Annotated in this window: 21 protein-coding genes; 4 read left to right on the top strand and 17 right to left on the bottom strand. The window is 70.1% G+C overall.

Annotation, left to right across the window (positions count from 1 at the left end; genetic code table 11):
• Positions 1-332 precede the first annotated feature (332 nt).
• Together ACOWU6_RS15895 and ACOWU6_RS15890 are read right to left on the bottom strand one after the other, a co-directional pair.
• Positions 333-977 (bottom strand): response regulator, encoded by a 645-nt coding sequence (locus ACOWU6_RS15895; protein WP_421076304.1) that lies wholly within the window; start codon positions 975-977, stop codon positions 333-335.
• Positions 974-2,641, bottom strand: a complete 1,668-nt coding sequence (locus ACOWU6_RS15890) for an ATP-binding protein (RefSeq protein WP_421076303.1) — start codon at positions 2,639-2,641, stop codon at positions 974-976. The genes ACOWU6_RS15895 and ACOWU6_RS15890 overlap by 4 nt, the downstream gene beginning before the upstream one ends.
• Before the next feature lie 174 nt (positions 2,642-2,815).
• Here ACOWU6_RS15890 and ACOWU6_RS15885 point away from each other — a divergent pair, with 174 nt between their 5' ends.
• Positions 2,816-4,291, top strand: coding sequence for a CitMHS family transporter (locus tag ACOWU6_RS15885; RefSeq protein ID WP_282980537.1), 1,476 nt, complete (start codon positions 2,816-2,818; stop codon positions 4,289-4,291).
• A gap of 64 nt (positions 4,292-4,355) precedes the next feature.
• Here the strand turns inward: ACOWU6_RS15885 and ACOWU6_RS15880 are convergent, their stop codons facing one another.
• Positions 4,356-4,628 carry a hypothetical protein gene (locus tag ACOWU6_RS15880; RefSeq protein ID WP_310089637.1) on the bottom strand — a complete coding sequence of 91 codons (273 nt, stop codon included), beginning with the start codon at positions 4,626-4,628 and terminating at the stop codon, positions 4,356-4,358.
• 82 nt (positions 4,629-4,710) lie between these two features.
• Positions 4,711-5,301, bottom strand: a complete 591-nt coding sequence (locus tag ACOWU6_RS15875) for an NUDIX hydrolase (RefSeq protein WP_421076302.1) — start codon at positions 5,299-5,301, stop codon at positions 4,711-4,713.
• A gap of 78 nt (positions 5,302-5,379) precedes the next feature.
• Here ACOWU6_RS15875 and ACOWU6_RS15870 point away from each other — a divergent pair, with 78 nt between their 5' ends.
• A complete protein-coding gene (locus ACOWU6_RS15870) occupies positions 5,380-5,799 on the top strand; it encodes a GNAT family N-acetyltransferase (RefSeq protein WP_421076301.1) in 420 nt (139 codons plus the stop codon).
• 256 nt (positions 5,800-6,055) lie between these two features.
• Here the strand turns inward: ACOWU6_RS15870 and ACOWU6_RS15865 are convergent, their stop codons facing one another.
• The 11 genes from ACOWU6_RS15865 to ACOWU6_RS15815 form a co-directional block, all read right to left on the bottom strand.
• The gene (locus ACOWU6_RS15865) at positions 6,056-6,274 is read right to left on the bottom strand and encodes a DUF3263 domain-containing protein (protein ID WP_421076300.1); all 219 of its coding nucleotides are present in this window, start codon (positions 6,272-6,274) and stop codon (positions 6,056-6,058) included.
• Between the two features lie 135 nt (positions 6,275-6,409).
• Positions 6,410-6,703, bottom strand: coding sequence for a hypothetical protein (locus ACOWU6_RS15860; RefSeq protein WP_421076299.1), 294 nt, complete (start codon positions 6,701-6,703; stop codon positions 6,410-6,412).
• Positions 6,704-6,720: 17 nt separating this feature from the next.
• The gene (locus ACOWU6_RS15855) at positions 6,721-7,332 is read right to left on the bottom strand and encodes a hypothetical protein (protein ID WP_421076298.1); all 612 of its coding nucleotides are present in this window, start codon (positions 7,330-7,332) and stop codon (positions 6,721-6,723) included.
• Between the two features lie 108 nt (positions 7,333-7,440).
• The gene (locus ACOWU6_RS15850; protein ID WP_421076297.1) at positions 7,441-7,764 is read right to left on the bottom strand and encodes a DUF6527 family protein; all 324 of its coding nucleotides are present in this window, start codon (positions 7,762-7,764) and stop codon (positions 7,441-7,443) included.
• Positions 7,761-8,114 carry a hypothetical protein gene (locus ACOWU6_RS15845; RefSeq protein ID WP_421076296.1) on the bottom strand — a complete coding sequence of 118 codons (354 nt, stop codon included), beginning with the start codon at positions 8,112-8,114 and terminating at the stop codon, positions 7,761-7,763. The genes ACOWU6_RS15850 and ACOWU6_RS15845 overlap by 4 nt, the downstream gene beginning before the upstream one ends.
• Positions 8,111-8,548: a hypothetical protein gene (locus tag ACOWU6_RS15840; protein ID WP_421076295.1), complete on the bottom strand. Its 438-nt coding sequence runs from the start codon at positions 8,546-8,548 to the stop codon at positions 8,111-8,113. Before ACOWU6_RS15840 ends, ACOWU6_RS15845 begins: the two co-directional genes overlap by 4 nt.
• A gap of 17 nt (positions 8,549-8,565) precedes the next feature.
• A complete protein-coding gene (locus ACOWU6_RS15835) occupies positions 8,566-9,042 on the bottom strand; it encodes a hypothetical protein (RefSeq protein ID WP_421076294.1) in 477 nt (158 codons plus the stop codon).
• 125 nt (positions 9,043-9,167) lie between these two features.
• Entirely contained in the window at positions 9,168-9,890 is a 723-nt protein-coding gene (locus ACOWU6_RS15830; RefSeq protein WP_421076293.1) for a peptidoglycan DD-metalloendopeptidase family protein, read from the bottom strand.
• 68 nt (positions 9,891-9,958) lie between these two features.
• Entirely contained in the window at positions 9,959-10,663 is a 705-nt protein-coding gene (locus ACOWU6_RS15825; RefSeq protein ID WP_421076292.1) for a hypothetical protein, read from the bottom strand.
• 1 nt (position 10,664) lies between these two features.
• Positions 10,665-12,287, bottom strand: a complete 1,623-nt coding sequence (locus ACOWU6_RS15820) for a sialate O-acetylesterase (RefSeq protein WP_421076291.1) — start codon at positions 12,285-12,287, stop codon at positions 10,665-10,667.
• Positions 12,287-12,760: a hypothetical protein gene (locus ACOWU6_RS15815; RefSeq protein ID WP_421076290.1), complete on the bottom strand. Its 474-nt coding sequence runs from the start codon at positions 12,758-12,760 to the stop codon at positions 12,287-12,289. Before ACOWU6_RS15815 ends, ACOWU6_RS15820 begins: the two co-directional genes overlap by 1 nt.
• A 48-nt stretch (positions 12,761-12,808) precedes the next feature.
• Here ACOWU6_RS15815 and ACOWU6_RS15810 point away from each other — a divergent pair, with 48 nt between their 5' ends.
• Together ACOWU6_RS15810 and ACOWU6_RS15805 are read left to right on the top strand one after the other, a co-directional pair.
• The gene (locus ACOWU6_RS15810) at positions 12,809-12,955 is read left to right on the top strand and encodes a hypothetical protein (RefSeq protein WP_421076289.1); all 147 of its coding nucleotides are present in this window, start codon (positions 12,809-12,811) and stop codon (positions 12,953-12,955) included.
• On the top strand, positions 12,952-13,398 hold the full coding sequence (locus ACOWU6_RS15805; RefSeq protein ID WP_421076288.1) for a hypothetical protein: 447 nt from the start codon (positions 12,952-12,954) through the stop codon (positions 13,396-13,398). The genes ACOWU6_RS15810 and ACOWU6_RS15805 overlap by 4 nt, the downstream gene beginning before the upstream one ends.
• On the opposite strand, the gene ACOWU6_RS15800 is transcribed toward ACOWU6_RS15805, so the two are convergent.
• Positions 13,399-14,628: a M23 family metallopeptidase gene (locus ACOWU6_RS15800; protein WP_421076287.1), complete on the bottom strand. Its 1,230-nt coding sequence runs from the start codon at positions 14,626-14,628 to the stop codon at positions 13,399-13,401.
• Positions 14,622-15,713 carry a hypothetical protein gene (locus ACOWU6_RS15795; protein WP_421076286.1) on the bottom strand — a complete coding sequence of 364 codons (1,092 nt, stop codon included), beginning with the start codon at positions 15,711-15,713 and terminating at the stop codon, positions 14,622-14,624. The genes ACOWU6_RS15800 and ACOWU6_RS15795 overlap by 7 nt, the downstream gene beginning before the upstream one ends.
• Positions 15,714-15,721 lie beyond the last annotated feature (8 nt).

Here is a 15,721-nt window from a genome sequence, read left to right as displayed (position 1 = left end):
GCCCGAGGTGCTCGACCTCCCCCGCGAACGCGATCAGGTCCGCATCCGTCACCCCGCGCACGCCCTCGGCCAGGCCTTCCAGTCGCGTCAGCGCGTCCCGGACCGCCGCGCCCGGGAAGAGAGGTTCGAATCCTGGCTCCTTCGCCATACGGCCAGCATAGAACATCGATACGACGAACGCAACACTTTTCTTCCCCTGATCGGGAAGTTTCTGCGACGAGCGCTAGCACACACCACCGACATCCACCCAGCGCACCAAACGACAGCGCACCAAACGACAGCACACCAAACGACAGGCACACCAGAGGACAGCGCACCAGACGACGGAGGACTCAGCTCACGCGATACCGGTGCTCAGGGCGTCCAGCCGATCCGTACTGCAGCGCCACCTCCACAGCGCCGCGGGCCGCGAGCTCTGCGAGATGCCGCTGCGCGGTCGCGCGCGAGACCCCCACGCGCTCGGCGAGTTCGACGCTCGAGGCCTCCCCCTCGGCGAGCGCGTCGAGGATGAGCTGCTGCGTGCCGGCGCGGGCGGGCGTCGTCGCCGCTCCCCCGTGCAGCACGGCCATCGCGCGGTCGATCGTCTCCTGCGTCGCGCTTCCCGAGGAGAGGAGGTTGCGGAACCGGGCGTACCGATCGAGCCGGTCCTGCAGCGCCCGCGGATCGAAGGGCTTCACGAGGTAGTGCAGCGCACCGGAGCCAAGCGCGCGGCGGATGGTGGGCACGTCGTCGGCCGCGCTCAGCACGAAGCGATCGATGCCGGACTCCCGCCCGATCTCGATGCCATCGCCATCCGGCAGGTAGACGTCGAGGAGCAGCAGATCCGGACGGAGGTCGCGGATGGCCGTGCGCGCCGATGACGCGTCGCGCACGGGCGGGAGCGTCTCGAAGCCGGCGCGCGCCGCCACGATGTCGCGATGGATGCCGCTCACGCGGAAGTCGTCGTCGACGATGAGCACTCGGATGTCGCCGGTCACGTCGCGTCCCCCTCTGCCGTCATCCCATCCTCCCCGTCGTCGGCCGTTCGCGAGCGCATGACACCGGGCAGACGCGCCGCGAACACAGCGCCATGCCCGACGCCGCGCGCCTCGGCCAGCCACAGCTCGCCGCCGCGCCGTCGGGTGAACCGCCGCGCGAGGGGCAGCCCGATCCCGCGGCCGTGCACGCGCGACGATACGTCGTCCTCGGCCGCCCGCGCGCGCTCGAACACGCTCTCGGGATCGTCGACGCCCGGCCCGGAGTCGACGACCGTCACCGCGAGCTCTTCTCCCGCATCGAGGAGCGATACCTCGACCCACCGGGGCTCCGCCCCGGCCGCGGCGGCTGTGACGGCATTGTCGACGAGGTTGCCGAGCACGGCCGCGACGTCCTCGGGCTCGGCCACCGCCCCGACGAGGAAGGTGTCGGCCCCGATCCGCAGCTCGACGCCCCGCTCCGCCGCTTCGACCCGCTTGGCCGCGAGGAAGGATCGCAGGAACGGATCCGCGACATCGATCCCGGCCTCCTCCGGCAGAGCGCCGCGATCCGCGAACTCGCCGAGCAGCCCCTGCGCCTCGTCGATGCGCCCTGCCGCGAGCATGCCGCGAACCGCATGCACCCGGTTCGCGAACTCGTGGCGCTGCGCGCGCATGGCGTTCGTCGCGGCGCGCACGGCATCGAGGCGCTCGGCGAGCGCGACGACATCCGTCCGATCCCGCAGCACGGCGACGACGCCGAGCGAGCGCCCCTCGTGCCGGACCCGCCGCACCTCGACGTAGGCGACACGGTCGGCGAGCACGAGCTCGCCGGTCACGAATGCCTCGCCGTCGAGCGCCCGCGTGAGCGCGGCCCGCAGCCGCGGCGGCAGATCGAGCTCTTCGAGGCGGCGCCCGACCGCCTGCGCGTCCCCGACGATCTCGAGCGCGGCCTCGTTCGCCGCGCGCACGCGACCGTCGTCCGATACCGCGAGCACCCCGTCGTGCACGCCCTCGAGGATGGCGGCGCGGCTCTGCAGCAGACCACCGAGCTCCTCCGGCTGCACGCCGCGCGTCAGCCGCTCGAGCCGTCGGCGGATGAGGGTCGACACGAGCGCCGCGACCGCGAGGGCGACCACCGCGATCGCGACGAAGAGCGCCACGAGCAGAGGAGCATCCGCGAAGACGCGAGCGGGTGCGAAGCCGACGCTCACCTCGCCCACGATCGCCTCGCCATCCGGAGAGCGGACGGGCACCTTCGCGCGCACCGACTCGCCGAGGGTCCCGCGCTCCCAGGCCACGACCTCTTCTCCTGCGATCACCCGCGTGAAATCGGTGCTCACCCGCTCGCCGAGCAGCGTGGGGTCCGGGTGCGCGAGCCGGAGGCCGAGGTCGTTCGCGATGACGACGAAGAGCGTCTCGGTGCGCTCGACGATCTCGGCCGCATAGTCCTGCAGCGCGCCTTCGGCGAGCGCTTCGCCATCCAGCCGTTCCCGCCCCGCGTACGACGCGACATCCGCCCGCACCTGGGGGTCGCTCGCGACCGTCCGCGCGACCGCGAGCGCCGTCGACTCCGCCTCGTCGCGCAGCTGGCCGATCCCGAGCAGCGCGAACGCCGAGACGCACACCGCGATGACGACCGCGGCCGCGATGAGTTGCATCGCGAACACCCGCGTCGTGAACCGCATAGGTCGAGTATCCTCTCCGCGTCGCGTGAGCAGAATGCGCACAACCGACTCAACGCGCAGATCCCTGCGCAATGCGCGCATCCCCTCCTGCGCCGAGCCGATTCCGTATCGTCGCCGCGTACGCTCCACCGCCGCACGCGACGACGCGCTGCGACACGACGACAAGGACGTCACATGCTCGTCATCCTCGGTTTCACCATGATCCTCGCGTTCATGGTGCTCATCATGACCAAGCGGCTCACGCCCATGGTCGCGCTCATCCTCGTGCCCACGATCTTCGGGCTCTTCGCGGGCGCCGGGCTCGGCCTCGGCGACATGGTCATCTCGGCCATCGGCGACATGGCGCCGACGGCCGCGCTGCTCATGTTCGCGATCATGTACTTCGGCATCATGATCGACGTCGGCCTGTTCGACCCGCTCATCCGCTTCATCACCCGCGCCCTCGGCGACGACCCCGCAAAGGTCGTGCTCGGCACGGCGCTCCTGGCCGGCGCGGTCTCGCTCGACGGCGACGGGTCCACGACGTTCATCATCACGACGTCGGCGATGCTCCCGCTCTACCTGCGCCTCGGGATGAGCCCGGTCGTCCTCACGTGCGTCGCGGGCCTCATGAACGGCACGCTCAACATCGTGCCGTGGGGCGGTCCGACCGTGCGCGCGGCGACCGCACTCGGCCTCCAGCCGACCGACGTCTTCGTCCCGATGATCCCCTCCCTCGCCGTGGGTCTCGCCGTGGCGCTCGGCCTGTCCTGGCTCCTCGGGCTCTCGGAGCGCCGCCGCCTCGGCAAGCTCAGCCTCACCGGGCTCGACGAGGCGCAGGCGGATGGCGGCAGCACGCGAGCGGGACGCTTCGGCATGCGCGTTCCGCGGCTGCGGTCGGGCGTCGGAACGCCCGGCGCGCGTGCCGTGCTCGGCACCACGAACGTCCTCACGGTGAAGGGATCGGGCCTCGCGGCGCCCGCCGTGATCGCCGAGGACGAGCGCGATACGGCCATGGCCGACACGATGCTGAGCCCCGACCGTCCCACCCTGCGCCCGAAGCTCATCTGGTTCAACCTCGCGCTCACGGTCGCGGTCATGGTCCTGCTCGTCATGGACGTCCTGCCCCTCGCATTCGTCTTCATGATCGGCACGGGCATCGCGCTCATCCTGAACTTCCCGAAGCTCAAGGAGCAGAGCGCCGAGATCGTCGCGCACGCACCCAGCATCGTGGGCGTCGTCTCGATGGTGCTCGCGGCGGGCGTGCTCGTCGGAGTGCTGGATGGCACGGGCATGGTCACGGCCATGGCCGACTGGGTCGTCGACATCGTCCCGCCCGCGCTCGGCCCGTTCTTCGCCGTGATCACGGGTCTGCTGTCGATCCCCATGACCTTCTTCATGTCGAACGATGCGTTCTACTACGGCATCCTGCCGATCCTCGCCGAGAGCGCGGCGACGTACGGCATCTCCCCCGCTGAGATGGCCCGCGCATCCGTGATCGGGCAGCCGGTCCACCTGCAGAGCCCGCTCGTGCCGGCCATCCTGCTGCTCGTGTCGCTCGCCAACGTCAACCTCGGCGATCACCACAAGAAGGTGCTGTGGCGCGCGACGGTCGTCTCGCTCGTCATGCTCGCCGTCGGCATCCTCGTCGGCTCGGTTCCGCTGGGCTGAGGCCCTCCTCGACGCGAAGGCGCCGCCCGCAGGTCTCGCGGGCGGCGCCTTCGCGCAGGTGGGCTCAGAGCCGCCGCACCGACAGGAGCGACCATCCCTCGGGCACCTTCGCCTCGAGACTCGCCATGTCGTCGGCCTCGATCTCCGCGATCTCGGTGCTGCGGTACACGCCCACCGCGCTGATCCGCGTCGAGCGCTTGGCCATGGCGACCGTCGCGTCCGTGAGGACGTGCCCCGCCGGGACCTGCGCCTCGAGTGCCTCGCGGACCTCCGCCTGCGTCTCCGCCTCGGCCTCGAGCTTGCCGCTGTCGTTTCGTCTGATCACACCCACGAGCACGCCTTCCAGGGTACGAGGCGTCACCGACACCCTTCGTTGCGAAGAGCGGATGTCGTCGAGCCGCGCGTCACCGGGGTGCGGCTCACGCTCGAAGCGGGTCCTGCGCGGTCGCGCCGAGAGGTGGCAGAAGCCCGCTCGCGGCCGCGCACGCGAGGGCCACGATCAGGGAGGGGTCGACGATCTCGCCGCTCGCGATCGCCGCGTCGAGCTCGTGCAGCGCCATGCGGACGAGGCGCACCTCCTCGGACGGGTCGGACGCGTCCGCGGGTCCGACCGACGTCCAGGCATCGCAGAAGAAGAGGTGGACGGGCCACGCGGAGCGCCCGGGATTGACGGCGAACGTATGCAGGTGCCTCAGTGCACGGGGCGCGAGACCGAGCTCCTCCTCGAGCTCGCGGCGCGCGGCAGCGCTCGGCGACTCGGTCGCGGCGCCGGCGCCACCCGGAAGGTCGTAGATCCACCGGTCGAGCGGATACCGGTACTGGCGCGTGAGGATGACGTCACCGCCGTCGATGACGAGCGTCGCGACCGCGAAGGGAATGCTCTCGTCGACCTCGTAGTGCGTTCGCGTTCCGTCCGGGAGGACGACGGCGTGGTCGACAAGGCGGACACGTCCCGCGTAGACCTCGGCGCGCCCGGTCGTCTCCCAGTGCGCTTCGATCTCACTCGCCATGAAGCCACCGTACGACGCGCGCTCCATCAGGCCGATCGCTTCGGCTGTCCCCGGACGCACTCCCCCTACGCTGAGGGGATGCGCTGGACCCTCCGCCCCGCCGTCGCGTCGGACGCCGCGTGGATCGCCGAGCTGCGAGCCGACGTGCTCCGCGCCGACCTCGAGCGCCTCGGCCGCTGCGACCCGGAGCGTGTGCGCACGCGCTTCCTCGCCGCCTTCGATCCCGCTCTCACGAAGGTGATCGTCGTCGACGGAGCTGACGCCGGAACCGTCGGGATCCGGCCATCCGCCGACGGCACGTGGATCGAGCACTTCTATCTGTCGCCGCACCTGCAGGGGCGTGGAATCGGGACGGCGGTGCTCACGGCGGCGCTCGACGGCGCAGGGCCCTTCCGGCTCAACGTGTTGCAGGGCAGTCCCGCACGTCGGCTCTACGAGCGGATGGGATTCGCGCTCGACAGCGAGGACGAGGTCGACGTGTTCCTCGTCCGACGCTGAGACGCAGACGCGAAAAGGGCGGCTCCCGAAGGAGCCGCCCTCTTGGCATGCACGGGATCAGAAGTCCCAGTCGTCGTCCTCCGTCGCGACGGCCTTGCCGATCACGTACGACGAGCCCGACCCCGAGAAGAAGTCGTGGTTCTAAACTCGCCCGCGCCCTGGGGCGCTCGCCCGCGAAAACATGCGGGATACGGCCTAACTTGACCGACGCTGACCTACCCGGATGGCGGCAGACTGTGGCCAAAACGTGGCCACGTCACGCGGCTCGGCTCCCGTCGAAGCGTCGTCGGATCCGCGCCGCCCAGAGCGCGTCGTGCCGGATCCCTTCCAGGTCCGCGACGGCGCGCAGGAGCAGCACGTAGTAGCGCGGAGGCGTCAGCCCGAGCTCGCGGCGGATCGCCTCTTCCTTGGTCCCGGAGTGCTCCCAGTGGGCCTTCTCGAAGTCGATCAGCTGTGCAGGTGTCGGTGTTGGCATCGCGTCCGATCCTCCATCCGACCACCGACATCGGTACGCTCGGCGGCATGCTCACCCCGTCCGAGGTCCGCGACCTCCTCGCCGTCGCCGGCGCGGCCGACGTCGACGAGCTCGTGCGGATGCTCGGCGAGTACCTCAGCCAGCCGCCCGGCGAGTGACCGCCTGCCGCCACACGATCACCGACCGCTCCCCGCCCTCCGACGGCACACGCAGCAGGACGACCTTGCTCGTCCACCCCTCCGCCACCGCCGCGACCTTCTCCGCTGGGCCTTCGGTGAACTGCACCCACGCCCACACAGGAACCGGGCTGTCCCTCGGTGCCCACTCGATCCGCTCGTCGTCGTACGCCTGCGTGGGGAGCGTCACCGGGCGCCGCGACTGGAACGCGCGATCGATCGACTCGGACGACGGAGGACGCTTGCTACCCACGGCCCGCGAGCATACGTCTAACCCCGGACAGCTCGAGGGTGGTTCCTTTCAATGAGCCAGCGTCGGGCTATGTCGCGCGCGAGCACACCTGCGCGCACCAGCTCACGCACGTTCACCTGCTCTGTATCCAGCACCGAGTACATGCCTGTGTCTGGATCGAAATGCCGGACCCAGATTGCATCGGGCGAATCCATGATGCGTACGGCATCTCTTGGCCCTACGAGGCGCACCATCCCCGCGCCAGGTTCCGCGGCCGCCAGTGCGCTCTCGAGGTACTCATCGAAATGCTCGACCCGGTGCCGCACGGCGCGCTCCTGCAGCACGTCCAGGGCAGGGTCGCCGAACACCTGCGTCATGAACTCCTCGCGGGCGCTACGGATCGCCCGCACGTCGGCGGCCGTCTTCTTGGCGCTCCTCAGCGGCTTGATCGCCGCAGCGATTCTCCCGCCAGCGATCAGCACCCCGTCTAGCGCCCGGAACACCGGTTCGGTCCCGAGCGACATGCTCAGGGCCTTCTCGAGTTCAAGCGCTCCCCTAACCATGTCCTCGGCTCGGTCGAACACGATCTCGACGAAGTGGATCTGCATCGTCGGCGTAAGCTCGCCCGACTCGTCTGTTGCCCAGGACATGCGCGCAAGCCTATTGCTTCCCGGAGCAGGCAACACGAAACAGCCCCTCCCGGGGAGCCAGCCACCGCGTGCGGTGTCTGTAGCTCACCCAGGAGGGGCGGAGTCGGTCTAGGCGTGCGGCCAGTGGGGCAGCTCGACAGTCTGGCCCGCGAGGGCGTGCGTCGAGTCAGTCAGGAATTCGATCCGGCCATCACGGACGAACGAGTGGCAGACGGTCGCCCCGCCCGCAGGAACCGCGGAATGCGCTGCCTTGTGGAAGGGGTGGTCGGCCGCCCACTGCGTGCCGCCGACCAGCACCGATCCCCCGATCGTTGGCCGGTCGACGTCGCCGTTGAACTCCCACTTCGGGGTCGTGATCTGGTGGTTGGTGCCGCATCCGGGACAGCGGAAGGTCCAGCCGCCCGCGACGTTCTCGATCGGTGCGATCTTCACGGCGCGCGGGGTCCCGCGATGTTCGTGTCAGGCTCGGGCGGCGACGTCTGCGGTGCCGGGGTGACGTAGTGCACCGGCACCTTGCTCGATCCGAGCAGCAGCTCGAGTTGCGGCCACCGCTTCGATAGCCACCGCACGAGCGCGTAGTACGCGGTGATGACCGCGCCGACGGCCGCGAGCTTGATCAGCTCGACCACCGGGCCGCCGAGCGCGTCGGAGAGGTTCGCGTCGATCCACGCGAGCACGTCCGCGACGGCCGGGACGAGCGACGTCAGCCACGCGATCAGCGAGCCGACGAGGACGGGAACGGCCGTGCGGATCACCGCGACGGCGCGATCGTTCAGGTTCATGAGGTCTCCTTCGGGGAGGTCGGCTGGGTGTCGCCGAGGTCGGTGTAGGTCGAGAGGTGGCTGATGCCGAGGCGAGCGAGGAGTGCGTGCGGGAGCTCCGGCATCGGCCCGGGTCGGTTGCGGATGTTCCAGAGCCACAGCTGCGTCTCGCGGGCGCGGATGGCGTCGTTCATCTCGTGGGACTCGCGGCGCATGGTCGCCATCTCCGCGCGCACCTTGCCGAGTTCGTCCTGCAGCTCCGCGACTGCGGCCGCGACCCTGGCCTGCACGATCCCATCGACGTAGGTCTGGAACGCCTGCTGCCCCTTCAGGAACGCGTCGGTCGCGGACGCTTCGAGCTTCGACTCCTCGGTCTCGGCTTCGACCTTCTTCTGCCGGAACAGCAGCCAGGCTCCGCCGAGCCCGACCGCGAGACTGGACACGGATGCGATCACGGTCCCGATCCAGTCCATCAACGCCCGCCCGTCTTCTGTGCGCGCCTCCCCTGCCGTTCCCGGCCGAGACGCGCGAGGTTCCACATGGGGAGCACGATCATCGCCGTGAGCCCGGCAGCGACGAACGCGCGCGCCCATTCGCCCGCGAGGAGCAGCGCCCACAGGGCGCCCGCGTACCCGCCGAGCACGACGACCATCGCGAGCTTCCCGAGCGCCTCCGCGATCCACAGGCGCGGAAACGAGATCCCCGCCAGCGCGAGCACGCCGGCGGCGAGCAGCAGCCATGCCGCGGCCACGGCGATCGCTGGGCTGTACACGAGGTCGAACGACGGCATCCCGTACCGCACCGCGTTGAGGCCCATCACGATCATGAGCACGTCGAACGTCGGCAGCACGTACCGCTTCAGCTCGCGTGACGCACGGCCCTCCTCGGACGGGATCGCGTCTGGATGCCAGATCGAGGCACGCCAGAGCGCGCGGAGTAGCCGGTTCATCCTGGCCCTCCGATCGCTCGCGCGTAGATCAGCGACGACGCCGCGACGCCGAACGCCCACGCGGTGAGGGCCGCGACCGCGACGAGACACGCTCGCCGGGTCACGGCCTGCCGGGCCACCACGGCTCAGGCCTTGAGCTTGGTCTTGATCGCGTCGACGTCCTGCGACAGGGTCGTCCTGCGGGTGATCGACCCGCCGACGCGCTGCTTGAGCCAGTCCACATCGGCGCGCAGCTCGGCGTTCTCCCGAGCCAGCTCGTCGATCTCCTGCGTGAGGTTCTTCTCGCGGGAGAGGGAGCCGCCGATGCGGTCCTTGATCCACTTGACGTCGTCTGCTGCGCTCATCTCGAGCTCCTTCGCGTAATCGGTGTCGTCGGGCGTTCCGCCCTGGTCGGTGCCGGCGGACTGCCCGCCGACGTGGTCGTACAGCCAGGCCTTCGGGTCGACTTGCCCCGTGTTCGCGGCGTGCCACTGCCCGGGGGTGATCTCGAGGTGCAGGTGCACCTCGTACGCCCCTGTGCGTCCCTCGCGGCCGATGAAGTCACCCGCGCGCACCTGGTCGCCGACACGCAGCGGGGACGAGTAGGCCATGAGGTGCAGGGACCGGGTGAAGAACCCGTCGTGCTGGATCCACACCTGGTAGCCGCCGCCCCAGCTGTACCCGGCGCCCCAGCCGACGGCGACGACCGTGCCGTCCGCGATCGCGCAGATCCGGCCGATGCCCCACATATCGAGGCCGCGGTGGTACTTCGACGCACCCGGCGCGGTGCTCTTGCGGTAGCCGAAGTGCCCCTCCGCGGAGAAGTTCGGCGGTGTGGTGGTCCCGTTGGGCCACAGAATCCGGCTCATTGCGGACTCCTTCCGGATACGACGAAGCCCCGCCACTGTGGGCGGGGCTTCGCGAGGGTGCGCTCGGCTCAGCCGAACAGCTCGGGGAAGTGCGCGCGGAGGGCGTTGTTCGCGGAGATGAGCTGCGCGTCGCTCATCGCTTCGGCGAAGGTGACGCCGTAGGCGAACTGCAGGCGGCGGCGGGTGCTGCCGGAGATGCCGAGCGCGTAGGTCGTCATCGCGCGCGCGGACCCGGTGAAGGTCTGCGTCGCGGCGTCGACGGCGGCGGTGTGGCTCGCGGAGCCGTCTCGGATCACGAACGCGTACACGTGCCAGGCGCCGCGGGCGGCGGGCAGGGGCGTGTCCGTCGCGGCCGCCGTGGTGCCGGTGATCTGTCCGGCGACGTCGGCGTCCTGCTGGGAGATGTTGTACGTCAGCGATCCGCCGACGCGGAGCATCGCCCACGGGCCGGCGCCCGTGTCTCCCGGCATGGCGCGCGCGATCGCGAGGAACGTGCGCGAGTCAGCGGACGGCAGCCCGGATGCGAGCAGCGACGCCTGCGCGGTCAGTTGCGCGTACGAGAGCAAGCCGGCCGCGCCGAGCGTGAGCCCGGTCGTGGTCAGCGGCACCGCCCCGACCTCGTCGGTGATCTCGGTGATCGTCGCGCCCTGCGGCAGGACCGTCGCGTCCCACCGGTGCACGGGCGTGAACCCCGTGACCTGGAACGGCTCCTTCGGAGCGGCCGGGAGGGACGAGTCCCACCGGCTGCTCGCGTACTTCGTGACAGCGGTCATGTCAGGCTCCGATCTCAGCGGTGTACGAGGTGAACGCGCCGTTCTTCGACGACAGGCGCAGGAGCACCGGGCTGGCGGTGGTGATCTCCCACTCCACCGGCATCGCGTTCGGGAACGTGATGGGCGTCCACGACGAGCCGCCGTCGGTGGAGTACTCCCCGGCGATCGACGTGGCACGACAGTAGGGGTGCTCCCACTCGAACCGCACCCGGGATCCCACCCGGTTCGCGGTCATCCGCTGCGGCGGGTGCAGGGCCACTTCCGGGTCCGTGGCGGTCGCGTTCTGCAGCGCCCGGATCATCGCCCGCTCCGCCATGACCGCTCCGCGCTGCTCCTGCGCGAGCGGCAGGTAGTGGATGCGGGACGCGTTCTCCTCGAACCCGGACGGGCCCCGGCTGTACGCCGTCCGCGACAGCCGGGACGGGGTGTCCTGCTGCACCCGGTCCAGGCCGGTGACGTTCACGTTGTCGAGGTCGAGCCGGTACGGGGTCATGGACCCGACGATGATCGGCAGGTTCGGGGTGCCCCACTGCCCACGGATCCAGGTGAACAGGTCGTCCTGCCAGGCACCGTACGACTCGTAGTTGCCGACGTCGTTCTCACCCTGGGACCACAGCATCGCGAGCTTCTCCGGCACCTCGCCGGTCATCGCCTGCGCAGCGGCGGACGCCGCCGCGACCCGGTCGATCAGGTACTCCTGCGGAAGCGTGTGCGGGTCGACCTGGCCGGTCTCGGCCGTGAAGTTCCGGTTCCACGTGCCGCCGCCCCCGTCGGACGTGTACACGTACCCCGCCGGGGGCGGGTTCAGCGACGTCGTCCGGAACCCGGTCGAGCCGAGCGCGGCCTGCACGATCAGCACCCGCTCACCCGGATGCTCACGCACCCACGCGCGCGCGAACCCGGTGCCGAGCCACTCGACCGGGTGGGTGTCGACGATCACGCCCGCCGAGTGGTCCCACCGCAGCACACGCGGATCGCGGAAGTTCATCGCGACCTGCGTCGACGACCCGCGCTGGGTCGCGTTCGACTGGCCCGCGACGATGAGCATCTTCAGCGGGCCGACGCCGGTGAGCAGGCCGAGGTTCCCGGCTCGGTCGAAGATGCGCTCGAGCACCCAGTTCGGGATCTTCCCGTCCTCGGTGAGCGCGTCCTCCGCCATACGCTCGAACCCGTCCGCTCCCTTCGCGATCGACAGGCGCGCGTACCCGGGCCGTGTGCTCGCGATCATGCGCGCTGCGGGCGGGGCGAAGGGGCTCTCGGTGAGGTCGATCTGCTGGGACGCCTGAAGCGGGGCGTGCACGACACCCTGGTCCGTGATCCCCCGGATCAGGCGCGTCCCATCGGAGCTCTCCACGATCTCCACGTAGCGAGCGCGCTCAGCGCCCGAGGGGATGCCCTCGTCGACGAACCGCACCAGGCCCTGCTCGACGATCTCGGCAGCGAGCGCGTTCGCGGCTGCTTCCTTGATCGTCGGGTCGGCCGCGATGATCGCCGCCGCGACGGCCTGGATGCGCTCGTCGACGGCGGTGGTCGCGACCGTGCCGGCACGGATCGCGAGCGCCATCGTCTCCGGGGGCACCACGCCCAGCCGACCGGTGTCGATGATCACGGTCTTGCCTGCCATCAGGCCCTCCTCGGGAAGTAGATCTTGACGCCCTGCTCGTTGACGTCGGTCAGGTCGATCCAGGTCACCTGGTTGTTCTCGGGCGGCGCGCCCAGGGCCCCGATGATCGGACCGTGCGACACGAACTCGTACATATCGCCGATGTGCCCACCGCCGACGGCCGCGACGAACGCCCACTGGTCGCGCCGGTGAAGCACCTTCGCGCCATCGAAGCTCTCCTGGAATAGCGCGAGCTCGAGCACATGCCTCACAGGGGAGCGCCGCGTCGCCGCTCCGACGAGGTCCGTCGACGCCACCAGCGAGATCTGGAAGGTGCCGTCGGCGTTCACCGTGACGGGTACCGCCTGCGCGGACACGAGACCATCCGGCCCAAACGCCTCTTCCTCCGGGCTCACCCTCAGCCGCGGCTCGTAGTCCCCGAGGTCGTTCACGCCAATATCGGTCAGGCTCCCGGTGTAGATGTACTTGACCATGCAGGAAGCCCCCTTGTATGTATTTACGTCTGTGTGTACCCTGACGGCATGCCGAAGAAGCCCATGGTGCCCCGCCAGGTGCGCGTCCCCGAGAAGCTGTGGGACGATGCGAAGACCGCCGCCGACAACAACGACGAGACGATCAGCGACGTCATCCGGCGGGCGCTCGAGAACTACGTCCGGAGGAACCGATGAAGCGCGCGACCCTCGCCACCACCCTCACCGCGGCCGCGGTCCTCGTCGGCGGCGGCGCGATCGGCGCCTACGCCCTCAGCACCCAGGACACCCCGGCGCCTGCCGAGACCATCGTGGCCACCGAGACGCCGGCGCCCGAGGCCACGCCTACCGCGGCCCCGACGCCTACGGAGACGAGCGGTCCCGTCGAGGTCACGCCCACGCCGCAGCCGACCGCGGACGCGGCCGACACCCGCCAGTTCTTCATCGACTGGGCGACGCCGTACTACGCGTCGCTCGGCGTCGATCTCACGGAAGAGCAGATCGTCACAGCGGGCACGTACGTCTGCGACCAGCTCGCCGCCGGCGTGAGCCAGTTCGACATCATGCCGCTCGAGGGATTGGATGACGCGCCGAACCAGGCGTTCACCGCGAGCGCGAAGGCGTACTTCTGCGCGGAGTAGTCAGCCGCCGTGCTGCGCCATGAAGTCGCGCGGGTTCACGGGCACGTCGTCGACCCACACCTCGAGGTGCAGGTGGTTGCCAAAGCTGTTCCCCGTGTTCCCGATCGGGCCGAGCTCCTGGCCGAGCGCCACCGCGTCGCCGAGACCGACGACGGGCGGCGTGCTCATGTGCGCGTAGAGCGTCTTGATGTTGTGGCCGCCGCCGTTGTAGATCGGGTCCGTGCCGTGGTCGAGGATCACACCGTTGCCCCACCCGTGACCCTGCCCCTCGGCGAGGATCGTGTGCACGACCGCGGCACCCATCGCAGGGATCGGCGTCCCCGCGGTGTTCGACGGGCCGATGCCGAAGTCGATCCCGTCGTGGTCCGGGCGCTGGGCCGAGCGGAACTCCGACGTGACCTGATCGAGCGGGAACGGCCACGCGAAGATCCCGTCACCAGGCCCACCGCCCGTTCCGCCCGCGTGCACGTGGAGCTTGCCGGTCTCGCGCGAGCGCACAACGAGGTCGTAGGCCTCTCCGCTTGGCAGCGGTGTCAGTTGGGCTGCGCGCATCTCGCCGAGCACGTCGATTCCGGTGAACGCGAACGACTCGATAACCGAGAGCGCCGCCACAGCGGAGCCGTCCTCCATCACGGTCATTACGATGCTGTTGTCGTCGCCGAAGATGCGACCGAGGCGGTTCGGGCCGAACTCCATCTGCGCGCCCGTGGTCGAGTGCGCCGGGTCCATCCGGAAAGCCGCGCCGACCTTGAACTGGGTCGTGTCGAGGATGATCTGCGACGTTCCCGTGCCGATGAGGATCCGCCCGCCGCCGAGCGGTGTGAGCGTCACGCCGCCGACGATCACGCGACCGTTGTTCTCGACGAGGAGGTCGGCGAGCACCCGGGTGAGGCCCTGCAGCAGGGTCTCGGCGTCGACGGTCAGAGTCCCGTTCTCGCCGGTGACGTTGACCGGGCCACGAAGGTTCGTCGTGCCGGTCTGGTTGAACGTGCCCTCCCAGTTGGCCGTGCCGCTGCCGATCAGCTCGCCGATGATCTTGAGGATGCCGTACACGACCTCGGACCCGGTCGGGTCCTCCGCCGTGCCAACCTCGAGACCCTCCTCCGACTTGATGCGGAACGCACCCCGGTCCACGGACGTCGACTGCGCTCGGGTGCGGGACTGCTGGCGGCGGACGTCGTCGAGCTCCCGTCGGCGCACGCGACGCGGGTCGGACAGGTCGTTCACCATGGGTGCACCTCCGGTCGCACGTTCTTGCCGAGCGCGTCGCCCGCGAGCGCGATCACGCGCCGCTGGTAGATGTCGTCGGGCTTGCGGCGGTTGCCGCGCAGATCGATGTCCAGGCGCCGCCCCGGGAGCACCTGGCTGAGCGTGACCGGCATGGCCGGGTCGTCGAGCATGAGCCCGAACGACCACTGCTCGGTGCGCGCCTGGAACTCCGCCCACGTCGCGTTCGCGATGCCCTGCAGCGTCGTGAGGTCGGACACGTCTCCCGCGTCGCGCACGACGTCCGAGACGGGGATGCCGAACTGGGTCGGGCTGCCCGCCCACGCGGTGAGGGTGTCGGTACCCTCGCCCTTTCCGCGCACGAGCACGCCCGTGACCTGGCTGGCCGCGTCGGTCTTGATCTTCAGGTTCGTCACGATCGACCGGCGCGGGTGCTGAGGAAGGCGGATCACGCCCGTGTTGATCCGCTGCGCCACGCGCAGCTGCCACCGGTACCCGGCCGCCGTCCTCACGGGGTGGAGGTCGATCTCGTACCCGCGCTTCTCGATCTCCTGGTACAGGTCCTCGGCGTACCGGAAGTCGTACCACTGGTTGTCGATCTTGAAGTCCCCGGCGCCCGTCGTGGTGAAGTCGATCGGCATCTCCCACCCGGACCAGCCGAGGATGCGCTCGGTGATCATCCCGGCCGCCGCCTCGGCGGACAGCCCGTCCGCTTCCATCTGCGCGGCTGTGATGTTGTTCACCCCGGCGAGCATCCGCCACCGGGCGAACACCCGCGCTTCGTGCGTCTCGACGGTCATCACGCCGGAGTCGTCGTCGTAGTCCGTCGCCATGATGATCCCGGCGTACGCGACCGTGTTCCCCCGACGAAGCGCGATCGACCTGGCCCGCTCCTTGAACAGCCCGTCGATCGTCCCGGCGGAGAGCCGCGCGCCGTTGCGGGTGCGCATGTCGTCGAGCTGGAACGTGTACTGGCACGTCCCGGTGCCCGTCAAGCGGCGCGTCCACGGGGCCGCCGACGGGCGCACGGGAAGCCGCGGCGCGCCCGTCATCGTGTCGAACACCTCGCAGGTCAGCGGACCGGGCATGCGAATCT

The organism is Microbacterium sp. SA156 (genome assembly GCF_049065455.1).
GTDB classification, from domain to species: Bacteria; Actinomycetota; Actinomycetes; order Actinomycetales; family Microbacteriaceae; genus Microbacterium; species Microbacterium barkeri.
The sequence above is the reverse complement of the archived record's forward strand: the minus strand, read 5'-3'. Positions and strand labels throughout refer to the sequence as shown.

Coding starts and splice junctions, on each gene's coding strand:
- ACOWU6_RS15835 (WP_421076294.1), bottom strand. CDS start 9,042: ATGAACCGGCTACTCCGCGCGCTCTGGCGTGCCTCGATCTGGCATCCA.
- ACOWU6_RS15800 (WP_421076287.1), bottom strand. CDS start 14,628: ATGGTGAACGACCTGTCCGACCCGCGTCGCGTGCGCCGACGGGAGCTC.
- ACOWU6_RS15875 (WP_421076302.1), bottom strand. CDS start 5,301: ATGGCGAGTGAGATCGAAGCGCACTGGGAGACGACCGGGCGCGCCGAG.
- ACOWU6_RS15810 (WP_421076289.1), top strand. CDS start 12,809: ATGCCGAAGAAGCCCATGGTGCCCCGCCAGGTGCGCGTCCCCGAGAAG.
- ACOWU6_RS15865 (WP_421076300.1), bottom strand. CDS start 6,274: ATGCCAACACCGACACCTGCACAGCTGATCGACTTCGAGAAGGCCCAC.
- ACOWU6_RS15890 (WP_421076303.1), bottom strand. CDS start 2,641: ATGCGGTTCACGACGCGGGTGTTCGCGATGCAACTCATCGCGGCCGCG.
- ACOWU6_RS15815 (WP_421076290.1), bottom strand. CDS start 12,760: ATGGTCAAGTACATCTACACCGGGAGCCTGACCGATATTGGCGTGAAC.
- ACOWU6_RS15805 (WP_421076288.1), top strand. CDS start 12,952: ATGAAGCGCGCGACCCTCGCCACCACCCTCACCGCGGCCGCGGTCCTC.
- ACOWU6_RS15845 (WP_421076296.1), bottom strand. CDS start 8,114: ATGAACCTGAACGATCGCGCCGTCGCGGTGATCCGCACGGCCGTTCCC.
- ACOWU6_RS15855 (WP_421076298.1), bottom strand. CDS start 7,332: ATGTCCTGGGCAACAGACGAGTCGGGCGAGCTTACGCCGACGATGCAG.
- ACOWU6_RS15830 (WP_421076293.1), bottom strand. CDS start 9,890: ATGAGCCGGATTCTGTGGCCCAACGGGACCACCACACCGCCGAACTTC.
- ACOWU6_RS15885 (WP_282980537.1), top strand. CDS start 2,816: ATGCTCGTCATCCTCGGTTTCACCATGATCCTCGCGTTCATGGTGCTC.
- ACOWU6_RS15795 (WP_421076286.1), bottom strand. CDS start 15,713: ATGCCCGGTCCGCTGACCTGCGAGGTGTTCGACACGATGACGGGCGCG.
- ACOWU6_RS15825 (WP_421076292.1), bottom strand. CDS start 10,663: ATGACCGCTGTCACGAAGTACGCGAGCAGCCGGTGGGACTCGTCCCTC.
- ACOWU6_RS15820 (WP_421076291.1), bottom strand. CDS start 12,287: ATGGCAGGCAAGACCGTGATCATCGACACCGGTCGGCTGGGCGTGGTG.
- ACOWU6_RS15870 (WP_421076301.1), top strand. CDS start 5,380: ATGCGCTGGACCCTCCGCCCCGCCGTCGCGTCGGACGCCGCGTGGATC.